The sequence below is a fragment of the Pelagibacterium flavum genome (assembly GCF_025854335.1).
In the GTDB taxonomy this organism is placed as follows: domain Bacteria; phylum Pseudomonadota; class Alphaproteobacteria; order Rhizobiales; family Devosiaceae; genus Pelagibacterium; species Pelagibacterium flavum.
In genome coordinates, this window is the sequence record NZ_CP107716.1 from 296,304 (window position 1) to 318,253 (window position 21,950).

The 21,950-nt window shown below is 59.6% G+C and carries 17 protein-coding genes; 7 read left to right on the top strand and 10 right to left on the bottom strand.

The annotated features are described in order from the left end of the window. Positions 1-108: 108 nt before the first annotated feature. From OF122_RS01520 to OF122_RS01560, 9 genes are all read right to left on the bottom strand, one after another. Complete coding sequence (locus tag OF122_RS01520; RefSeq protein ID WP_264226128.1) at positions 109-1,020, bottom strand: ABC transporter ATP-binding protein; 912 nt, start codon at positions 1,018-1,020, stop codon at positions 109-111. Beyond that, a complete protein-coding gene (locus OF122_RS01525; RefSeq protein ID WP_264226129.1) occupies positions 1,017-2,054 on the bottom strand; it encodes an ABC transporter ATP-binding protein in 1,038 nt (345 codons plus the stop codon). The genes OF122_RS01520 and OF122_RS01525 overlap by 4 nt, the downstream gene beginning before the upstream one ends. Next, positions 2,054-2,914: an ABC transporter permease gene (locus OF122_RS01530; RefSeq protein ID WP_264226130.1), complete on the bottom strand. Its 861-nt coding sequence runs from the start codon at positions 2,912-2,914 to the stop codon at positions 2,054-2,056. Before OF122_RS01530 ends, OF122_RS01525 begins: the two co-directional genes overlap by 1 nt. Before the next feature lie 3 nt (positions 2,915-2,917). After that, on the bottom strand, positions 2,918-3,922 hold the full coding sequence (locus OF122_RS01535; RefSeq protein ID WP_264226131.1) for an ABC transporter permease: 1,005 nt from the start codon (positions 3,920-3,922) through the stop codon (positions 2,918-2,920). Between the two features lie 65 nt (positions 3,923-3,987). Next, entirely contained in the window at positions 3,988-5,898 is a 1,911-nt protein-coding gene (locus OF122_RS01540) for an ABC transporter substrate-binding protein (RefSeq protein ID WP_264226132.1), read from the bottom strand. Positions 5,899-6,030: 132 nt separating this feature from the next. Then, on the bottom strand, positions 6,031-7,539 hold the full coding sequence (gene arfA / locus OF122_RS01545; protein WP_264226133.1) for an arabinosylfuranosidase ArfA: 1,509 nt from the start codon (positions 7,537-7,539) through the stop codon (positions 6,031-6,033). 113 nt (positions 7,540-7,652) lie between these two features. Further along, complete coding sequence (locus OF122_RS01550) at positions 7,653-8,582, bottom strand: ArsR/SmtB family transcription factor (RefSeq protein WP_264226134.1); 930 nt, start codon at positions 8,580-8,582, stop codon at positions 7,653-7,655. 105 nt (positions 8,583-8,687) lie between these two features. Next, on the bottom strand, positions 8,688-10,265 hold the full coding sequence (locus OF122_RS01555) for a cisplatin damage response ATP-dependent DNA ligase (protein WP_264226135.1): 1,578 nt from the start codon (positions 10,263-10,265) through the stop codon (positions 8,688-8,690). Beyond that, entirely contained in the window at positions 10,262-11,257 is a 996-nt protein-coding gene (locus OF122_RS01560; RefSeq protein WP_264226136.1) for a ligase-associated DNA damage response exonuclease, read from the bottom strand. The genes OF122_RS01555 and OF122_RS01560 overlap by 4 nt, the downstream gene beginning before the upstream one ends. 142 nt (positions 11,258-11,399) lie before the next feature. Between OF122_RS01560 and OF122_RS01565 the strand changes: the two genes are divergently transcribed. The 5 genes from OF122_RS01565 (at position 11,400) to OF122_RS01585 (ending at position 18,785) form a co-directional block, all read left to right on the top strand. Next, positions 11,400-11,927, top strand: coding sequence for a gamma carbonic anhydrase family protein (locus OF122_RS01565; protein WP_264226137.1), 528 nt, complete (start codon positions 11,400-11,402; stop codon positions 11,925-11,927). A gap of 72 nt (positions 11,928-11,999) precedes the next feature. Further along, the gene (locus OF122_RS01570; RefSeq protein ID WP_264226138.1) at positions 12,000-12,779 is read left to right on the top strand and encodes an ImuA family protein; all 780 of its coding nucleotides are present in this window, start codon (positions 12,000-12,002) and stop codon (positions 12,777-12,779) included. Next, on the top strand, positions 12,676-14,232 hold the full coding sequence (locus OF122_RS01575; protein ID WP_264226139.1) for a Y-family DNA polymerase: 1,557 nt from the start codon (positions 12,676-12,678) through the stop codon (positions 14,230-14,232). The genes OF122_RS01570 and OF122_RS01575 overlap by 104 nt, the downstream gene beginning before the upstream one ends. Beyond that, positions 14,229-17,585, top strand: coding sequence for an error-prone DNA polymerase (locus OF122_RS01580; protein WP_264226140.1), 3,357 nt, complete (start codon positions 14,229-14,231; stop codon positions 17,583-17,585). The genes OF122_RS01575 and OF122_RS01580 overlap by 4 nt, the downstream gene beginning before the upstream one ends. Before the next feature lie 201 nt (positions 17,586-17,786). After that, positions 17,787-18,785 carry an aldose epimerase family protein gene (locus tag OF122_RS01585; protein ID WP_264226141.1) on the top strand — a complete coding sequence of 333 codons (999 nt, stop codon included), beginning with the start codon at positions 17,787-17,789 and terminating at the stop codon, positions 18,783-18,785. An 18-nt stretch (positions 18,786-18,803) separates the two neighbouring features. Here the strand turns inward: OF122_RS01585 and OF122_RS01590 are convergent, their stop codons facing one another. Continuing rightward, positions 18,804-19,094, bottom strand: a complete 291-nt coding sequence (locus tag OF122_RS01590) for a hypothetical protein (RefSeq protein ID WP_264226142.1) — start codon at positions 19,092-19,094, stop codon at positions 18,804-18,806. 132 nt (positions 19,095-19,226) lie between these two features. Between OF122_RS01590 and OF122_RS01595 the strand changes: the two genes are divergently transcribed. Both OF122_RS01595 and OF122_RS01600 read left to right on the top strand, forming a co-directional pair. Next, positions 19,227-20,594, top strand: a complete 1,368-nt coding sequence (locus tag OF122_RS01595; protein WP_264226143.1) for a UDP-glucose dehydrogenase family protein — start codon at positions 19,227-19,229, stop codon at positions 20,592-20,594. After that, entirely contained in the window at positions 20,591-21,613 is a 1,023-nt protein-coding gene (locus OF122_RS01600) for an NAD-dependent epimerase (RefSeq protein WP_264226144.1), read from the top strand. The genes OF122_RS01595 and OF122_RS01600 overlap by 4 nt, the downstream gene beginning before the upstream one ends. The last annotated feature ends 337 nt before the right edge of the window (positions 21,614-21,950 follow it).

Consider the following 21,950-nt stretch of genomic DNA (forward strand, 5'->3'; position numbering starts at 1 on the left):
GGGCGCTCAATGTCGGTGGTGGCTGGCTGGCGCGCAAGCGGCAAGCGCGACCAAGCCACAAGGAACGCCTTTTTTGTCTGCAGCCGTGCATAGCATTGGCCCTGTGCCTTAGTAGATTCGTACGAGCCGCCCTCCAGCACGCTCAATAAGTTTGCTGCCTTCTGGTCTCTCCCATGCGGCCTGGACAATCGTGCGATCTGCGGGCTGCAGCGTGCCTTGACCAGCGTCTTCGGTCGAAAGCACCGAGGCTTTGAGTAGCTTCGAATATGGGTGTTCGGGCTGCTCCAGTATGGGCCTGGCCGGACCCATTTCCACAACATGTCCTTTCTGCATGATCATGATGCGGTCGGAGATATAGTAAGCGGTGGCAAGGTCGTGGGTGATGTAGATCACCGAAACGCCGAACTTGTCGCGCAGATCACGCAGCAGATTGACAATCGACATGCGCAGGGAAGCATCGACCATCGAGACCGGCTCGTCGGCAATCAGCAGCGCAGGCTCGGGGATCAGCGCGCGCGCGATGGCGACCCGCTGGAGCTGGCCGCCGGACAGTTCATGGGCGTACCGGCCAGCAATTTCCTTCAAGCTCAACCCAACCTTTCGGAGGGCTGCATCCATGGCGGCCTCTATCTGCTCGGGTTCGGTCACACCCAGGAGCGTCTTGGCCGTCGACAGGAGGTAGCGATCTACCTGTTTGAGCGGATTGAAGGCCTCGAACGGGTTTTGAAAGACCGGCTGCAGTCGCCTCATGAACGACAGTCTTTCCCTGCGTGAAAGACTGTCGGAAACCGGTAAGCCATCGAACGAGATGGCGCCTGAGCTCGGCTTTTCAAGTCCCAGGATCATGCGCGCCAGTGTGGTTTTTCCCGACCCCGATTCACCGATGATCGTAAAGATCTCGGCTGTCTCGGCTGAAAGCGCAAAGCTTACATCGGAAACCGCATTGATGACGTCTCGTGAGAACAATCCGCCCATGACAAATTGTTTCGAAACGCTCGCGACGTTCAGAAGCTTCTTCATGCGACACCTTCCGATTTCCGATTTGCCAGCGTATCGGGCGGCCCGACCTCGTCACTGCGCCAGCAGGCAGATCTGTGATCTGCTCCCACCGTCTCGAGCGGCGGGATTTCCACTCTGCATTTATCGACGGCCATCGGGCAACGCGGATGAAAGCGGCAGCCAGGGGGAGGGTCGGCCAGATTGGGAGGGCGTCCTTCGAGCGAAGCCTTGGGTGTGGAATCGCCGATCCTGGGAAGACTGCCCACCAGGTGCGCCGTATAGGGGTGTTTGGGCGCCGTGAACAAAGTGCGAGCTGGACCTTCCTCGACCAGTCGCCCAGCATAGATTATGCCGATACGGTCGGCGATATTGGCATGTACACCCATGTCGTGGGTCACAAAAACCACCGACGAACCCATCTCGCGCTGCACATTACGGATCATCGCCAGCACATCTTTCTGGACCACCACGTCCAGTGCGGTCGTCGGTTCGTCGGCGATGATGAAATTGGGTCGACAGACCGTTGCCAGCGCAATGACAACGCGCTGGCGCATGCCGCCAGAAAGCTGGTGGGGATAGGCGTTGAGAACGCTGGCCGGCAAGCCGAGCCGATCGAGATGGGACTCGACTGCTGCCCAGAACTCAGGTCTGGGTAAGCCCATAGGGCGAAAAGCGAAGTCGTAGAACGAGTGCCTGATGCGTCGAACCGGATTGAGCAGGCTCATCGAGCCCTGCATGACGTAGGAGAGGTTTTTCCAGCGAATTGCGTCGACTTCGGCCTTGCTCGCCTTGTAGGGGTCGATCACCGTGTCTCCGAAGGTAAATGTCATCGATCCGTCCACTATCCGCAGGGGAGGGCGGATCGCGGCAGCGAAGGACTTGATCAGCGAGGTCTTGCCCGACGAGCTCTCTCCTGCAATCCCATACACCTCGTTTTCGCGGATCGTAAGCGTGATGTCGTCAACCGCGCGGACCTCCCGATCGATGCCGAAATAGGCCATCTGGTAGTAGGCCTTGAGGTTTCTGACGGTGAGAACGGGTTTTGCCGCGTCCATCATTGACCTCCCATGCGCCGCAGGCGTGATCTGGGATCGATATATTCGTTCATTGAAACCGCCAGCAAGAACAGCCCCAGGAACGTCAGAACGATGAGGATCACGGGAATGATGATCCACCACCATGTGCCCACCACCATGGCCGAATGGTTGTTGGCCCAGTAAAGCGTGGTGCCGATCGTGGGGTGATTGATGTTTGTGAATCCCAGAACGCCGAGGGTGACCTCAAAGCCGATCGACCAGATCATATTGGCCATCGCCGTGGAAAACACGATTGGCATGACATAGGGCAGGTGCTCCTGGAACATGATGCGCGCGGGTGCCATGCCGGCAAAGACGGCGTGCCGTGTGAATTCGCGATGACGCAGGCCCAACGCTATCGAGCGGATGAGGCGGGCGTCGAATGGCCAACCGAGGGCTGCCATCACCAGTGCCAGGGAATAAGTCGTCAGATCGCCTCTGAACACGAAATAGAAGAGGATCAGGATGGGGAATATGGGGATGGCGACGAAGATATCGGCGAAGAACATAAGCACTCTGTCGACCCATCCACCCATGTACCCGGCGAGCAGTCCCACGGTGATGGAAACGATGCGGCTGAGCACCGCAACGATCAGCCCAAAGGTGAGGGTGTTGCGAAAGGCAAAACTGAGGTTCCAGAACAAATCCTGGCCCCGGGAGTTTGTGCCGAACCAGAACTCGAGGCTCGGGGGCTGGTCGGGAAAGACCACGTAGATCTCGTTGGGCGGGTAGGGCGAGAAAAAGCTCAGCAGCGCAAAAACGGTAATCAGGCCCACCAGGAATACGCCGATTGCGAACTCGATGTTGTAGCGGATGAGGTCTTTGAAGACGGAGAACATGGCTCAGCTCACCCTCACGCGCGGATCGAGAAAAGGATGGATGAGGTCGATGACGAATATGGCGGTTGCCACCGCTATTACCGATATGCAGGACACGGCAAGCACCAGGGTTGTGTCACCGCCATTGACCGCCCGGATAAGCAAGGTGCCGAGCCCGGGGTAGGAGAACACTTGTTCGGTGATGATTGTGCCGGAAAAAATCTGGCCAAGAGCCATGGCGAGCGCGGTCAATTGCGGCACGACCGCATTGCGCATGACATAAGAGGAAACGATCCGGCTTTTTTTGACGCCACCCAGCTCCGCGTATGTCACATAGTCTTCCGTGATGATGTTGGAGACCAGCGAGCGCATGCCCAAAAACCAAAGCCCCAACCCGGTCACCACAAGCGACAGGGCCGGCAGGATGGCGTGATGGAGAACGGACAGGACATAGGGTACCGACCATCCGGGCCGTATGCTCATGGAAAATCCGCCGCTGATCGGTAACACCGGCCACAGGTATCCGAAGATGATGACCATAAGAAAGGCTACGATGTAGTAGGGGATCGGCTGAATGCCGATGGCGACGATACCGATGCCCTTGAGCACGCGCGAATTCTGATAGTACCCGGCCAACCCACCCAATATGTTGCCCAGGATGAAGGTGAAAACGATCGAGACCATCAAAAGGCCGGTCGTCCAGGGCAATGCGAGCATGATCAGGTCCATCGCCGGCGTGGGGTAGGCGATTAGCGAGGGGCCGAAATCCCCGGTGGCCAACCGACCCCAGAAATTGAAATACTGCTCGAGCAGCGGGACGTTGACGCCGAACAGTTCCTCATAGGTTGCGCGGAGCGAAGCGATGGCCGTGGGACTTAGGCTTGATTGATTGGTGACACGCGCGATGATGTTTTCGACAGCGCTGATCGGGCTTAGCTTGGCGATGAAGAAGGCCAGCGAGGTTCCTGCGAAAACCACGGCTGCAAGCTGAAGCAGCCGCTTGAATACGAAGATCAGATATCCCTTCATCGGCCCGTTCGTTTTGTTGGAAGGGTCGGGGATGACGCCCGGCAATGCCGGGCGTCATGGCGCAATTATTGGGCATTTGTTGGTGTCAGCTGGGTCAGGATGTACCTGGAATTGGCCCAGTTGTTGACGATATTGGCATAGGGACGTTCCTCTGCCGTGGGGAAGCCTGACCAATACCGTGTGTCGTAAGCGGCAAACACGTTGTAGGCCATTACCGGAATGATCGGCATCTCCTCGACCATCAATTCCACAAAGTCGCGTCCGAGCTCGAGATTTTCCTCCGATGTGAACTCGGTCACACGGATCTGCTCGATGATCGTGTCCAGTTCCTCGTTGCTCCAGCGCTGCCAGTTGCGCGGAGGCTGGCGTTCGCCTGGCTCAACAACGTATTCAGAATGCCAGGAGTCGATGAAGAAGCTCAGGTCCGGATCGCCTCCCCAGGTTTCGATGGACCATGCAGTGGCCACCTGGAAATCTCCGAGCGGCAGTGTCTGCTGGAACATCTGGGGATCGGCTTCTGCCGTCACATTCACGCCCGCCTGGCTCCATTGCTGGGCGATCATGGTGCCCATGCGGTTGATCACGCCTTCGGGGAAGGTTTTGATCGTGAAGGCAAAGGGTTGCCCGTCAGGCATCATCCATTGATTGCCCTGCCGCGTGAAACCGGCGCTTTCGAGGAGCGTGCCGGCCGCCTCGACGTCCTGCTTCCACCAGCCATAGCCGAAGGCCGTGCGGATCGCTTCGGGGTCGGTCGGTACATCCTCGAACTGGCCCGAGACCATTTGGGCGATCTGACTACCGATTTCCGGATCATAGGGCTGAATGGTTTCGCCGTTGCCCAGATCCAGTTCATAGTTGGTCAGCCATTCCTGCATCGGCCCGTGATAGTCGGCGGGATGAGTGCCGGTGGGTGGAACGGCGATGGCTGACAGCGTCGCAGCGCCCCGATAGGACGCCATGGCAATCTGACGGGCGTCGAGCATCAGCGCCAGGGCCCAGCGGACGCGCTTGTCCTGGAACATCTCGTTCTGGTTGTTGAAAATTATCATGGGCAATGTTGGATCGGGGTGAGCATAAGGGAACCCCGGGAACCAGCCACGCGCGGTGTCGGACTGTTCGACCAGCGAGAACATCGCCTCAGGCGTGAGGTCATGGATCATGTCGAGATTGCCATTGACCATCTCGATGAGCCGGTTGTCGGTCGAGGGAATGCTGCGATAGATCACATATTGCGGACCAGGCTCGCCATACTGGGCCATCGTGGTGCGGTCCCAGTCTTCGCGCTTTTCCCAGATATACCAGAACCCGTTGGGGTCGAACGAATGCAAAGTGTAGGGTCCGAGGCCGACCGGCGGGTTGAAATCGTAGGACATCACGTCATCGATGTCGGCAAAGACGTGTTCGGGCATGATCCATGCCCCGTTCCAGCGCACCGAGAACGTGGTGTGGAAACGTGAGTTGGGCTGGTTGAGTTCGAAGCGAACGGTGTAATCGTCGACGGCTTCGACGCTCGCAACGTTTTCCTGGAAGGTGGCCGTCCAACCCATTCCGGGCGTGGCCATCTGGGTTTCGACGGTGAAAACGACATCTTCGGCGGTAAATTCTTCGCCGTCGCTCCAGTAGATGCCCTCTCTCAGATTCACGGTCATTTCCGTGAAGTCTTCATTGTACTGCCATGGCTCGCTGGCCAGGCTGTTATAGAGCGCGCCGTCCAATCCTTCGTCAGGGTCGATGTACCAGAGCGTGTCCATCATGAGCTGTTGAAGGCCGGTCGACAGACCTCCGCCGCTTCCGGGAATCCAGATGTTGAACATCGATGGATTGGCTGCGGCCTGTTCAGGGTTCTGGATGATCAAAGTCTGTTCGCGCGGCAAATCCTGCATGGGCGGCGCGGCCTCCTCCTGCGCCACGATCTGCCCGGGTATCATGCTGGCCATGAGGCCAGCAGATGCCAAAAGCATCTTCCAGCTATCCATAGTCTCCTCCCTTTATGAAGAAGCGCTCCTCCGCGCTTCAAAAATCATGCTACCTTAGTCGCAATATCTGTCAACATGTTATATGATATGAACCCGATAATCAGATAGACAAATGGCTGTGGAACGAGGCATTTAGCGGCCCATTCGGATCATCTGATACGAGTAAGGCGGTAGCGCGACCGACAATCTGCCGTCCGAGAGCGTGGCGCCGTTTCCCGGTTTGGGGGCGACCGCGTCTTGCCGATCGCGCGTATTGACGGCCTGAAGGTCGGGAGAGGCCATGATCTGATGATCGACAACGCGGAGATCGTCAAAGCCGATCATATCGACCTCCAGCTCGATCGCCTCGTCGGGGTGCCGGCTGACCACGAAGATGGTAACGCCGCCATCTTCGGTATGGACGGCCGCAACATCGGCATAGGCAATGCCGGAATACTGGTCGCTGTCATAGGTCGGGCAGGTCACAGCAAGGTCAAGTGCCTTTCCGCGTCCGAAGCGTGAGGCGAAATAATAGGGATAGTAAATCGTCTGACGCCAGGCGGGGCCACCGCGCTCTGTCATGATCGGCGCGATGACGTTCACGAGTTGAGCGATGCAGGCGATCTTGACCACGTTCGAGCGGCGAATGAAGGTGTTGATGATCAGCCCGACCTGCAACACGTCTTCGAAATTATAGATGTCTTCCAAAAGCGCAGGTGCGTGCGGCCAGCCATTGCCACCGTCGAGAATTTCCCTGTCCTGTTGGTTTGAATGATACCAGACGTTCCATTCATCGAACGAAATATACACGTCCTTCTGGGACCGGCGCTTGGCCTTTACGAACTGAATCACGCCCGCCACCGTGTCGATGTAGGTGTCGAGTTTGTGCGCCAGAGCGAGGTAGCTGCCAGTGTTTTTTTCGTGGTTGGCAAAGTACATATGCAGCGAGATGTAGTCGACCACGTCATAGGTGTGCTCGAGCACTGTCGCTTCCCAGTCGGGATAGGTAGGCATTCCCGAGTGGCTCGATCCGCACACCACCAGTTCCAGGCTTGAGTCAAAGGCCCGGATCGCCTTGGCTGTTTCGGCGGCCAGCTTGCCGTATTCGGCAGCGTCCTTGTGGCCGATCTGCCAGGGGCCGTCCATTTCGTTGCCCAGGCACCAGAGCTTGACGTTCCATGGCTCTTCCTGGCCGTTTTCACGGCGCAGGTCGCTCCAGTAACTGCCGCCGGGATGATTGACGTATTCAACGAAATTGCGGGCTGCATCGAGCCCGCGGGAGCCCAGGTTCACCGCCAGCATCATCTCTGTGCCCACGCTCTTGCACCAATTGGCGAATTCGTGGATGCCTACCTCGTTGCTCTCGGACGTGTGCCAGGCGAGATCGAGGCGAACGGGTCTTTCCTGCTTGGGGCCGATGCCGTCTTCCCAATTGTAGGCGGAAACGAAATTGCCGCCGGGGTAGCGCACGATCGGAATGTCGAGGTCCTTGACGAGATCGATCACGTCGCCGCGCATTCCGTCGCTGTCGGCTGTGGGATGATCGGGCTCGTATATGCCCGAATAGATGGCGCGACCAAGATGCTCAAGGAATGCCCCATAAATGCGCTCGTCGATCTTGCTGATTGTAAAGTCGCGATGCGCCGTTGCCGTCGCCTTCATGGCAGTCCCTCCCCAAGATTTCCGATATTCGGGTTTATATCGAAAATCATGATAGTAAGGACTGCGCTTGTCAACGCCTTCGATGTGCTTTTGAAACTGAACTTCAGGTAGTCTTACTTCGCCTTGTGGATGCGCATGACGATATCCTGGTCGTAATTTCCAAATCCGCGGCCGAAGATGTTGATGCCGCCGGGGTGTTTGGCGTCGTCGCGAATGCCAATCCGCATGCGGATCGAATGGTGGGCCGGCACATCGAGATCGGCCAGCTTGACGCCTGAAATCTTGACGCCGTCCACGAAGCTGCCGGTACCGTTGACCCGGAAGGTCTTGAGCTTGCCGTATTGCGACCCCTTGAGCTTCCACCAGTCCGGTGTATAGACGCCCCGCTTGTCACCGTAATCGCCCGGAGAGGTCCATGTACCCACTTCGACCCCGTTGACCCAGACGGTGATGTCGGATGGCCAGTCCGCGCTGGTTCCGGGAACCTCAGAGGAAAGTTCCATCGAGAACTCTATGGCTTCGATCTCGCTTTTGGAGAGCTTGGCATTGTTGGGGAACTGATACTCCACGTGTCCGCGCGTGAACCACAGGAGTCCGGCGCGCATGCGCTCGGGGTCAAGAAAAGTGTCGGGCACGTCGAGCAGACCCGCCACTCCATCGGGCGTACACAGTCCGCAAGGAGCAACGACGTCGCAACTGGTGTAGAGCCCGAGAGGCATTGCCACCTCGATATGCCCACTGGGGGCGGGGATGACGTCTTCCTTGAAAGCGACCAGGATCTCGTCAAAGTTCGAGTGACAGATTTTCTGATTGCCCTTGCGGGCCTTGAGGATGTCCGATCGGATAAGGTCGGCTTCTTCGAGGATCGAGACGTTCGCCGACACAGTCGATTGCGGCAACTGCAGAATGCGTGCGATGTCGTTGATGTTCTGAGATCCCTGCTCATGGAGGAGTTTGAGGATCTTGATCCTGACGGGTGAGGCCAGTCCCTTGAGGACGTTCATATCCTGCTCGGGGTCCACCACCAAGAAATTGCGAGCCATATATTGTTGAATCCTCGTGCCTGGAGGGAACACGGATATCAGGTATTCGGATAGAGTCCAGCCTTTTGGACCCAGGGCCCGGATCGCTTCCAGTTCTTGTGGTCTTCACGTCGCTGGAATCAGGATTTCGACATCACTGACGCTGGCAGCCTCGGCGGCAGGCTTGTCCCAGCGGATGCGGTTTATGCGGGGGAAGCGCAGGGCGACGCCGGATTTGTGGCGGGTGGAGGCCTGGGCGCTGTCGAAGGCGACTTCGAAGACTAGGGATTTCTCCACTTCGCGCACCGGGCCGAAACTCGCGATGGTGTGGGCGCGCACCCATTTGTCGAGTTCCTTGAGCTCGGCGTCGGTAAAGCCGAAATAGGCCTTGCCAATGGGCACCAGCTCGTTGCCCCGCCAGGCGCCGAAGGTGAAGTCGGAATAAAAGGACGAGCGTTTGCCGTGCCCGCGCTGGGCGTACATGAGGACGGCATCGACAAGGTTCGGATCGCGCTTCCATTTAAACCAGTTGCCCTTGGGACGACCGGGGACATAAGGGGCGGATTTGAGTTTGATCATCACGCCTTCGTGGCCGTTTTCATCGGCGCCCTGGCGGCGGATGACGCCCAATTGCTCCCAATCGGAAAAGGCGAGCAGTTCGGAGAGATCGAGCCGGGACTGGGTCTGGTCGGAAAAGAAGCTCTGGAGGCGGGCGCGACGGTCGATCCAGGGGAGGGCGCGGATATCTTCGTCGCCATCAAACAGCATGTCATAGACCCGGATGAAGGCAGGGTATTCGCGGACCAGCTTTTCGGTGGCCGATTTGCGGTTGAGACGTTGCTGGAGGGCGTTGAAGGGGGCGGGCACGAATTCGGACCCGACCAGCAGTTCGCCATCGAGGACGCCGTGCCCGAAGACGTTTCCGACAAGGTCGGGAAAGGCCGGGGCGATATCCTCGCCGGTGCGGGAGAACAGCGATGCGGGGCCTTGGCCGAGGATCAGTTGCACCCTTATGCCATCCCATTTCCATTCGGCGACGAAATCGGTGGGGTCAAGGCTTGAGAAATCCTTCTCCTCATCGATAGGGTTGGAAAGCATCAGGGGATGAAAACGGGCCGTATGGTCGATCTCGGGTTTGGGCTTTCGGCCCTCAAGCCACGCAAACAGATCGCCATAGGGCAGTTTGATGCCGTGCCAGATTTCCTCGATATCCTGTAGATCGGTGCCGCTCATTTCGGCCAGAGCGGTCTTGGCAAGGCGCTCGGACACCCCGATGCGCAGGCCCCCCGTGGCCAGTTTGACCAGGGCCCAGCGCTCATTGATCTGCGCGCTGGTCAGAAGTTCAGCGATCAGCAGCGCAAGTTCGGATTTCGGGGTGGTGTTTAAAAGTTCGACGAGATCGGAGAGCGAAGGCAGCTCGCGCGTACCGCCCTTGTGGGGCCAGATCAGCGCGATGGTTTCGCCCAGATCGCCGACATAGTCGTAGCTGAGCGCAAAAAGATGCGGGTCGACTTCGGCCAATACGGCTTCCTTGAGGCGGGCGGGTTTGACATGGGCGAAGCTGAGCGCGCCGGTGAGGACCGCCAGCGCATAGCCGCGGTCGGGATCGGGCGTATCGCGGAAATAGGCGGCAAGCGCTTCGATCTTGCGGTTGCGCGAGGGGGTGAGCGCAAGGGTTTCGAGCAGGGTCGCAAAGCGCTTCATTGGTCTTCCCCCTCGTCTTCATAGCCCTGAATGTTGAGCGGTTCGGCGACAAGCCCTTGCTGGCGGCACCAATAGACCAGCGCATCCTCGCGGCCGTGGGTGACCCAGATGGTCCGGGCCCCAGTCTCAGTGACCGTCTGGGTCAATTCGGGCCAGTCGACGTGATCGGAAATGACCAGGGGCAACTCGATGCCGCGCTGGCGGGCGCGCTGCTTGACGCTCATCCATCCCGAGGCCATGGCGAGGACGGGATCGGGCAGTCGACGGCTCCAGCGATCCTTGAGCGCGGAGGGCGGGGCGATGACGATGGCGCCGGCCAGCTCGTCTTTTGTTGCATCGGTGGCGTAGCGGAGTTCGCCGAGCGCGATGCCCCGTTCGCTATAGAGATCGCACAGGCGCTGCATGGCGCCGTGCAGATAGATCGGGGCATCATAGCCGCCATCGCGCAACAGGGCGATGACCCGTTGCGCCTTACCCAGAGCGTAGGCACCGATCACGTGGGCGCGCTCGGGATAAGCGGCGAGCGATTTGAAAAGCCTAGCGATTTCCTCGGATGGGTGCGGGTGCTGGAAGACCGGCAGCCCGAAGGTGGCTTCGGTAATCAGGAGGTCGCAAGGGACCAGTTCGAAGGGCTGGGCGGTCTTGTCGGGGAGGCGCTTGTAGTCGCCGGTGACCACGACCCGCTGGCCGTCCTGTTCGATCAGCACCTGGGCCGACCCCAGAATGTGGCCGGCAGGATAGAGCGTGATGGTGACGTCATCGATTTCGAGGGGCTGGCCGAATTGGAGGGGCTGGAAGCTCCCGGCGCAATCCTTGCCGTAGCGGGTCTGCATGATGGCGATGGTATCGGGGGTGGCGAGAACCTTGTGGTGCCCCGAACGGGCATGATCGGCATGGCCGTGGGTGATGATGGCGCGCTCGCGGGGGAGGGTTGGATCGACATAGGTGTTGATACGCCGGATATGGAGATTGCGATCGATCGCTTGGATCATGGTCCTGGCCTGTGTGATCTGGCGTTGGGCGATGAGTGAGTTCAACGGCCGAGCGGCGGTTCACACGGCATGGCTTTAAACGTAGATCGACCGGGTTCGGTTCAGGCGCTAGGGTCAGGGCGTTTGGAGAAAGGGAGCGGACATGAGTCTTATCGGGTTTGAAGGGCAGGCGCCCGAGATTGCGCGGGATGCAGGCTATGTGGCGCCCTCGGCGATGCTGATCGGCAAGGTGCGGCTCGAGGAAGGGGCGAGCATCTGGTTCGGCGCTGTGCTTCGGGGCGACAATGAATGGATTGGTGTGGGCCGCAATTCCAATGTGCAGGACAACGCCGTGCTGCACACCGATATGGGCTATCCGCTCACAATCGGGGAGGGCTGCACGATCGGTCATCTGGCGTGCCTTCATGGCTGCACCGTTGGGGACGGGAGCCTGATCGGGATGGGGGCGACGGTGCTCAACGGGGCGAGAATCGGGCGCAATTGTCTGATCGGGGCCAAGGCGCTGATCCGAGAAGGCATGGATATCCCCGATGGATCGATGGTTCTGGGTATGCCAGGGCGCGTGGTGCGGGCGCTTTCAGGCGAAGAGGTCGGGCGGCTTTTCCAAGGGGCCAAAGCCTATATCGAGAAATCGGCCCGCTATCGCGACAGCGCCGTTTTCCTCAAGTGAAACTCACACACAGACACGATTGACTCTTGGTTCGATCTGAGTCCAAATAGAACAAAATAGGAACATTGAGCCATGAACAAAGCCCGCCAGATCGGTGTGCTGCGGGAGGCTCTGGCCAGTCTCGATCCTTTTGGCGAGACCGGGCGGCACGGCGTCTTCACTCTGGGCGCCGGCCCGGTCGATGATGCCTTGGGGGGCGGTCTGGCGCGGGGCGCCGTGCACGAAATCTACCCTGCCCAGGCGTTCGACATCGCGGCTGCTGCAGGATTTGTAACCGGGCTCAGCCTGCGGGCGGCGCCCCGTGCGCCGCTGATCTGGATACGGCACAGGCGCAGCGAAATCGAGACCGGGGCGCTCTATGCCCAGGGATTTGCCGAAATGGGCGTGGCGGGCGATCAACTCGTCGTGGTGCATGTGAGCGATGTCGCCGATGGTTTGCGGGCGAGCCTTGAGGCCTTGCGGTGTCCGGGGCTGGGGGCAGTGATTTTCGAAAGCTGGGGCACTTCGAAACATCTCGACCTCACCGCCAGCCGCAGGCTGTCGCTGGCCGCGCAGGACAGCGGGGCCACGGGTCTGGTTTTGCGCGTGATGGCCCAGCCCGAGCCGAGCGCGGCTGCAACGCGCTGGCAGATACAGGCGGCTCCGTCCTCCGATCCGCTTGGCATGCCCGGGCGGGCGGTGTTTTCTGCCCGCCTGCTTCGCCAGCGGAGCGGGCCGTCAGGCTGGTGCTGGAATTTGGAATGGAACCATGAAACCCTTGGATTTGCACAAGCCCAGGCGCTATCTGGCGTTGTGGCTGCCCCTCATCGTGACCGACCGATTGGTTCGTCAGGCTGGGCAAAAACGGGGTGATCATCCTTTGGTGGTCGTTGCCCGCAAGGGCAATATTCTGGCCCTGGTGGGGGCTGATGCCAATGCCCGCCGACAGGGTTTGAAACCCGGTCTTGCTTTTGCCGATGCAAAGGCAAGGGTGCCGCACCTCGACGTCGTCGAGCACGACGAGATGGCCGATGCCGAACTTTTCGAGAAACTGGCCGACTGGTGTGATCGCTACACCCCCTTGGTCGCCGCTGAGCCGCCAGACGGGATCGTGTGCGACATTACGGGCGTGCCCCATCTGTTCGGTGGAGAGGCGGAACTGGTTGCCGATATGGAAACCCGGTTAAGGGCACAGGGCTTTGCAACCCGCATCGCCATTGCAGGAACGGCGCGCGCGGCACGGGCGCTGGCACGGTTCGGCGGAGGCGGGATCGTTGCACCCGGAGCCGAGGCGCACGCTCTGGCCGGCCTGCCGGTCGAGGCGCTCGAAGCGGGGCACAAAACCACTACGGGCCTGCGCCGGGCCGGTCTCACCGCGATCGCCGACCTCGCCGCCCGTCCCAGAAAGCCGCTCGCGGCGCGGTTTGGAGATGAAACGACGGCGGTTCTCGCTCAACTCCTTGGGGAGATCGACCGGCCGATCACCCCGCGCCGACCCTTGCCGGACTTTGTGGCCGAGCAGCGCTTTGCCGATCCCATCGGGCTCATGGACGATATCGTCGCCACGCTCGCAACGCTTTCCGCAGATCTTTGCAAAAGTCTAAATCGTCATGGACAGGGTGGGCGGTGTTTTGAGGCTGCATTCTTTCGCGCCGATGGCAAAGTTACCCGTATCGAATTGCTCTCGGGACAACCTCTCAAGGAAGCGGGCGTGCTTGCGCGGCTGTTGGAAATGCGGCTCGATGCCCTGGCCGATCCGCTCGATCCGGGCTTCGGGTTCGACATGATCAGGCTTTCGGTGCTGGCGGGTGACGATATGGCCGCGGTGCAGAGCGGGCTTGATGGCAAGGCGATTGCCGCGGTGGAAGTGCGCGATCTGATCGATCGGCTGAGTGCGCGGTTCGGCGCGGACGCGGTGCAGCGATTTGTTGCCAATGACAGCCACCTGCCCGAGCGGGCCGCGCGCGCCATTCCGGCGATCTCGGATGAAAACCCAGGCGGGGCATGGCGGCAGACAGGTCCGTTCGGTGTTCCGGCCCGCCCCCTGTTTCTCTTTTATCCGCCGCCCACCATTGAGGTGATCGCCGAAGTTCCTCATGGACCACCGCGCAGATTTCAGTGGCGGCGGGCCTGGTTCGATATCGTTATGGCCGAAGGCCCCGAGCGCATATCTCCTGAATGGTGGCGCAAAACCAGCGATACGCGCACACGCGATTATTTTCGCATCGAGGATGCGTCCGGGCGCCGGTTCTGGGTGTTCCGGTACGGGTTTTACGGCATCGGCACCGAGCCGGTGCGCTGGTATCTGCATGGGGTCTTTCCATGAGCTTTTATGCGGAGCTGGCAACGACGACCAATTTCTCCTTTCTGCGCGGTGCGTCGCACGCTCAGGACATGGTTCTGACCGCGCTGTTGCTGGGTCACAAGGGGATCGGTATCGCCGACCGCAATTCGGTGGCCGGGGTGGTGCGCGCCTTTGGGGCGCTGGAAGATCTGCGCAAGGGCGTAAAACTTGTCGACAAGGTGCGCGAAGGGTCAGGCCCGGGAGAATATGTGCTTGTCGAAAGACATCCCGACCTCGATTTTCCCTTCACTCTCGCCGACCTGCAGGCGCGCGCGAAAGCCTTCAAGCTCGCGGTGGGAGCCCGTCTGGTCTTTGTGGATGGAACGCCCGATATCATCGCCTATCCGCAGGATCTGGAAGGATGGGGGAAGCTGTGCCGGCTTTTGACGCGCGGCAATCGCAAGGCGAAAAAGGGTGAATGTATCCTGACCCTTCCCGATCTGGTTTTCGCCGCATCGGGGCTGAGCCTGATCGTAATGCCCGATAACGAAAAACCGGGTCTGGACAAGGCTCTCAAGGACCTCTCGCGAGTTTCGGCAACCCTGTGGCTGGGGGCGAGCATGGGGCACAAAAGCAATGATCTGCGCCGTCTGCACCATTTGGGGCTTTTGGCCCAGGCCCATGGGGTGCCGCTGATCGCCACCAATGATGTGCTCTATCACGCCGCCGGACAACGCGATCTGCAGGATATTCTCACCTGCATCCGGGAGGGTGTGACGATTGAAACGGCCGGCACGAGGCTGGAGGTCAATGCGGAACGCCATCTCAAGACGCCCGAGGAAATGGAGCGGCTGTTTCACCCATGCCCGCAAGCCATCGCCCAGACCGAGGCGTTCTTGCAGACCATCGATTTTTCGCTTGATCAATTGCGCTACCAGTATCCCGAAGAACCTGTTCCCAAAGGCTGGACCCCGCAGGCCTGGCTTGAGGAACTCACCTGGCGGCGGGCGGACCTGCGCTACCCCGAGGGAGTGCCTGCAAAGGTCAGAGCCCAGATCGAGAGCGAACTCGCGCTGATCGGGAAGCTTAACTACGCCACCTATTTCCTCACCATCTTCGATATCGTGGAGGTGGCAAGGAGCAAGAACATCCTCTGCCAGGGGCGGGGATCGGCGGCCAATTCGGCGGTCTGTTTCGTTCTCGGCATCACAGCAGTGGACCCGGCCGAGCATCAATTGCTGTTTGCGCGGTTTCTCTCGGAAAACCGGGGCGAACCGCCCGATATCGACGTGGATTTCGAGCATGAGCGGCGCGAAGAAGTGATCCAGCATATCTACACGACCTATGGCCGGCACCGGGCGGGGATCGCCGCGACGGTGATCAGCTATCGCCCGCGCTCGGCCATCCGCGAAGTGGGCAAGGCGCTGGGGCTGACCGAGGACATCACTTCGCGCATCGCCTCGACCGTCTGGGGAAGCTGGAGCGGGGAGGGGTTGCCGGAAAAACATATCGAACAGGCCGGGCTCGATCCGTCCAATCCCAATATCGTGCGCGCCGTGAAACTGGCGACACGGCTTCTGGGCTTTCCGCGCCATCTTTCCCAGCATGTGGGCGGGTTTGTTCTGACCCAAAACCGACTGGATGAATATGTGCCCGTGGCCAACGCGGCGATGGACGATCGAACCTTCATCGAATGGGACAAGGACGATATCGACAGAGTGGGCATGCTCAAGGTCGACGTGCTCGGCCTGGGCATGCTGACCTGCATCCGCAAGGCGCTCGAACTGATCGAGATACATTACGACCGAAAGCTGGGGCTGGCCGATATCAAGGCCACCGATGAAGATGCCGAGGGCGTCTTTGACATGCTGTGCGAGGGCGATTCCATCGGGGTCTTTCAGGTGGAAAGCCGGGCGCAGATCAACATGTTGCCCAGGCTGCGACCAAGAGAGTTCTACGATCTCGTCATTCAGGTGGCGATCGTCAGGCCAGGCCCGATCCAGGGCGACATGGTTCATCCCTACCTGCGGCGGCGGAGTGACCAGGAAGATGTCGAATATCCTGCGCCCAAACCGCCCCATGACCCGAACGAATTGCGCACCGTTCTGGAACGGACAAAAGGGGTTCCCCTGTTTCAGGAACAGGCCATGCAACTGGCCATGGTCGCGGCTGAATTCACCGACGACGAGGCCAACGGTCTGCGCAAAGCCATGGCCACGTTCCGCCATAACGGCACCATCGGCCAGTTCAAGCAGATGATGATCGGCCGCATGGTGGCGCGCGGATATGACGAGGATTTTGCCAGGCGATGCTTTAGCCAGATCGAGGGGTTCGGCGATTACGGCTTTCCCGAAAGCCACGCGGCGAGCTTTGCCAAGCTGGTTTACGTTTCGGCCTGGATCAAGAAATACTACCCCGACGTCTTTGCCTGCGCGCTGCTCAATTCCCAGCCCATGGGATTTTACGCCCCGGCCCAGATCGTGCGCGATGCGCGCGAACATGGGGTTGAGGTGCGACCGATAGATGTCAATTCCAGCACCCATGACAATGGACTCGAAGAGGCGCCGGCCCCCTATTGCGCCCTGCGGATCGGGTTTCGTCAGATCGACGGGTTCAAAAAGGCCTGGAGCGAAAAGCTTGTGGCGCGGCGGGGCGCAAATTATGGGTCGATCGACGATTTCTGGCAGCGCTCGGGCGTGCCGGTGCGGGCGCTGACGCTTCTTGCCGATGCCGATGCGATGGGCTCAATGGGGCTCGGGCGGCGCGAAGCGGCCTGGCGTGTCAGGCGCTTGCCGCAGGACGATCCGCTCCCCCTTTTCGCCGCTGCCCAGGGACGCGAATTGGGGGAGGAAGACGATATGAACCTGCCCGATATGGCGCTATCGGAACATGTGATCGCCGATTATCAAACGGCCCGGCTGTCGCTCAAGGCCCATCCGATGGTGTTCCTGCGCGAACAGTTTGCTGACGAGGGCGTGCTCAGTTGCAAAGGGCTCGACCAGGTGCGCGATGGCAAAATGGTCAAGGTGGCGGGGATCGTTCTGGTGCGGCAAAGACCGGGCAAGGGCAATGCGATTTTCATGACCATCGAGGATGAAACCGGTATTGCCAACGGGCTGATGTGGGCCACACGGTTTGAAAAATACCGGCGCCAGATCATGGCGTCGCGCCTTGCGGTGATCGAGGGGCAGTTGCAAAAGAGCAAGGAGGGCGTGATCCATGTGATCGCCAGCGCGGTCCATGACCGGTCCGATCTGCTTGATTCCCTGGCTATGTCTCACCGCGCCAATCCGCAATTGACGCGGGCCGATGAGGCGACCCATCCCGTACCGCAACGGCTGCACGGTCATCCACGCAACAGACGCGTCGTGCCCAAATCGCGCGATTTCCATTGATCGGGCGCCAGGGTGTCACAAGAAATGCCGACCGCCGGCACGATCGTGGCTCAAGACCTTTATTGGCCGGTTGTGCGAACGACACCAAGAGCGCTTATCCGGTTGGGGAGCGCGGCAAAACAAAGGCTTAGAGCAATCGAGACGCTTCAAAGAAGTGCTGAAATGCACTAAGAGCGGTGCGAAAACAAACGGAGAGCGCACATGGCCAGGGTTGTTGGAACGTTTAACGGACAAGATGTTCATGAGGTGGTTTTGACCTCTCAAACCGGCGTTTCGGTGGCGGTTCTGACCTATGGCGCGCTGGTCCGGGACTGGCGAGTGCCAGTGGGTGGCAAGATGCGCCCGGTGGTCTTGGGGTTTGACAAATTCGATTCCTATCCCGCCCACAGCCCTTATTTCGGGGCCATTGCCGGTCGGGTGGCCAACCGGATCGGCGGCGCGCAATTTACGCTCGACGGCGCGGTTTACCATTTGCCGGCCAATGAAGGACCCAACCAGCTCCATGGCGGCCCTGAAGGCATAGCGCAACAGATCTGGCAAATTGCCAAGGAGAACGCGGACAGCGTCACGCTGACGCTTTCCAGCCCGGACGGTGACATGGGCTATCCGGGCAATCTCGAGATATCGGTCACCTACAAGCTCAAGGGAAACCGGCTGGAGATCGATTTCGGTGCTAAAACCGACAGGCCGACTCCGGTCAATATCGTCCAGCACAATTACTTCAACCTGATGGGACATGGCGATGTGCTCGATCACCGCCTGTCCTTTGCCGCGGGCGCTTACACCGAACTTGGCGAGGGCCAGATCCCGACCGGCGCCATTTTGCCCACCAAAGGCACCGAGCTTGATTTCCGGGAAGCGCGGACCATGCGCCGGGCCGATGGGACCGGCCAGAAGATCGACTGCAATTTCGTCCTCGATACACGACGCGACCAGACCGAACCGGTGGCGGTGGTCGAGGCACCCGACCGCTCGCTGACGCTCAGGATCTATACCGATCAGCCCGGCCTGCAGGTCTATAATGGCTGGAAGCTCGATGTGCCGGTTTCCGGGCTGGATGGAGCGCGCTACGCTGCCTTTAGCGGGCTCTGCCTCGAAGACCAGAATTTCCCCGATGCGATCAACAATCCGCACTTTCCGACGCCGGTGGTGACGCCGGAAGCACCTTATCGGCATTGGTGCGCGATCGAGATTGCCTAGAATTGATCGCTGTTGGACCTAGTGTTGATGCGCGCTGACGGTTCGGCATGACACAGGTTTGAACAAGAATGCAGGGCGGATGCGACCGATCCTGTCAACCTGCTTTGCGTTTTGGCTTGCTGAGCAAACGCCCTCGCGAACAAAGGCGGCGATCAGCACGATTAAACCCGCGCCGAAAATGATGCGCATCACACCAACATTGAGCTTTAACGGCAAAGCGCGAAATAGCGGATGCAGCTTTGGGGGGTAGTCCCGATTGCTGCATTTGTCTGCCAGCATTCCTGGATTGAAAGCAACGCGATCGGCCATCGCGATTGTCGCTCTGGGATCCGCCGCATTTAGGGCACAGTTGGTCACACATTTGGACGACACGGCATCCCGGCGTTGCACCGGATGGGGCTGTGAAGTAAGTGCAGCTTTCAGTCACGATGAGAGAAACCTATGCGTCTTGCGATCTTTGGAACCGGTTATGTCGGTCTTGTGACCGGCGCCTGCCTTGCCGATGTCGGCCATCAGGTGCTCTGCGTTGATGTGGATGCAGACAAAATTGCGCGTCTTAATGCTGGTGAAATCCCGATTCATGAGCCGGGACTTGACGAGGTGGTGGCCCGAAATGTCGAGATCGGCACACTCAAATTCACCACAGACATTGCAGGGGCCGTGTCTCACGGCCAGGTGCAGATGGTTGCCGTGGGCACACCGCCCGACGAAAGCGGCGCTGCCGATCTGCAATATGTCCTGGCTGTGGCCGAATCCATCGGCAAGGCGATGGACAGGCGCAAGATCGTGGTGGTCAAGTCCACTGTGCCCGTCGGAACCAGCGACAAGGTGCGGGTCAGATTGGCCGAGGTTCTGGCGGCTCGGGGGTCTTCGCTCGAATTTGACGTGGTCTCGAATCCCGAGTTCCTAAAGGAAGGTGCCGCGGTCAACGATTTCCTCAAGCCCGACCGCATTATTGTGGGAACGGCCACCGAGCATGCGCGCGAGGTGATGAAGGAGCTTTACGAACCTTTCAACCGCAATCACGACCGCACGATCTATATGGATGTCCGCTCGGCGGAACTCACCAAATATGCCGCAAATGCCATGCTTGCGACCAAGATCAGCTTCATCAACGAGATCGCCAATCTTGCCGAACGGCTGGGGGCCGATATCGAAGAGGTGCGCCGGGGCATCGGGGCCGATCCGCGTATCGGGTATCATTTCATCTACCCTGGGTTGGGCTACGGCGGCTCGTGCTTTCCCAAGGATGTGCAGGCGCTGGTGCGCACGGCAATCGATATCGGTTATGATGCACCCCTGATCGCTGCCGTCGAAGCTGTGAATAACCGTCAGAAGACCACGTCGTTTGACAAAATGGCCAGCCATTTCGGTGGCGCCCCAGGTCTTAAGGGTAAGCGGATCGCAATCTGGGGATTGGCATTCAAGCCCAACACCGATGACATGCGTGAAGCGCCATCCCGCGTGCTGATTGAAGCGCTGTGGTCGGCCGGTGCAACCGTTGTCGCTTACGATCCCGTTGCCATGAACGAGACCGCGCGGATCTATGGCGAGCGCGACGATCTCATTTTGGCCAAGGACAAATACGCGGCGCTCGACGGTGCCGATGCCCTGGCCATCTGCACCGAATGGCAACAGTTCCGGGCGCCAGATTTCGATGAAATGGCGGAACGGTTGGCAACGAAACTGATTTTCGATGGCCGCAACATCTATGCCCCTGACAGGCTCAGCCGCGACGGCTGGACCTATATCAGTGTGGGGCGCGCGCCGGTTTATCCGCAGCTCGAAGCTGTCGAGAAGGTTTCGTGAAGGTCCTTGTCACCGGCGCTGCCGGCTTTATCGGCTATCATGTTGCCCGGCGTCTGATCGAGCGCGGCGACAGTGTCGTTGGGTTCGACATTGTCAATGATTACTACGATCCGGCGCTCAAAAAAGCCCGCCTTGCCCAGCTCGATGAACTCGGTCGCACCCAGGGCGCCCAATACCGCTTCATCCGTGCCGACCTGGCTGATCGCGTCGCAGTCGAGGCCGCGTTTGCGGGCGAAAAATTCGATCGGGTGATCCATCTCGCCGCCCAGGCTGGCGTGCGCTATAGCCTCGAAGATCCGCACTCTTACGTGCAATCAAACCTCGTCGGCTTTACCAACATTCTCGAAGCCTGCCGGCACAATGGTGTTGGCCAGCTTACCTACGCCTCGACCTCGTCGGTTTATGGTGCAAACACCAAAATGCCGTTTTCCGAGCATGATGGCGCCAATCATCCCCTGCAGTTCTATGCCGCAACCAAGCGCGCAAACGAGTTGATGGCCCATTCCTACTCGCATCTGTTTGCCCTGCCGACCACGGGCCTGCGCTTTTTTACCGTCTATGGCCCCTGGGGGCGGCCCGATATGGCGCTGTTCAAGTTCACACGCGCCATCCTCGCGGGCGAGCCGATCGATGTGTTCAATCACGGCAACCACACGCGCGATTTCACCTATATCGATGACATCGTCGAAGGTGTGATCCGCGCGTCCGACACCCCTGCCTCCCCCGATCCCGATTGGGATGCCGCCGCGCCCGATCCGGCCCGGTCAAACGCTCCTTTCCGCATCTTCAACATCGGCAATTCCGATCCGGTCAAGCTCGCCGATTATATCGATGCGCTCGAAGAGGCGCTGGGCAAAAAGGCCGTTCGCAATCTCCTGCCGCTGCAGCCCGGCGACGTGCCCGATACGTTTTCGGACACCACAGAGCTGACGGCCGCCACCGGTTATCGTCCTTCCACTTCGGTGCGCGAGGGTGTGGCGCGGTTTGTTGCGTGGTATCGCGCACATTACGGCGAGTAGGCGAAAGCACGACGCACAGCGGTTCTCGCAGGAAAGGCATCGCTCATTTCTGGTTTGCCCCTCAATCTGCAGCGCCTCGACTTAGCTCACCGAGACAGTTGAACAGACCGAGCGGGGGCGAAGACTCTTCGCCCAAAAATTGCGCCTGCTGTCTCGGAGAGAAACCAGAGAGTCTGAGCGGTCATAGAATCTGCACCGTGGAACATCCCAATTGGCTGAGCTGATGCAGGCACGAGCTCTCCCGATGCGACTAACCTCTCAGACAGATCGCTCAATGGTCTTGGGTCAGAGCGAGTGACCACCCTGACGGAGGTGATCGCGAGGAAGCCTGCAAGCA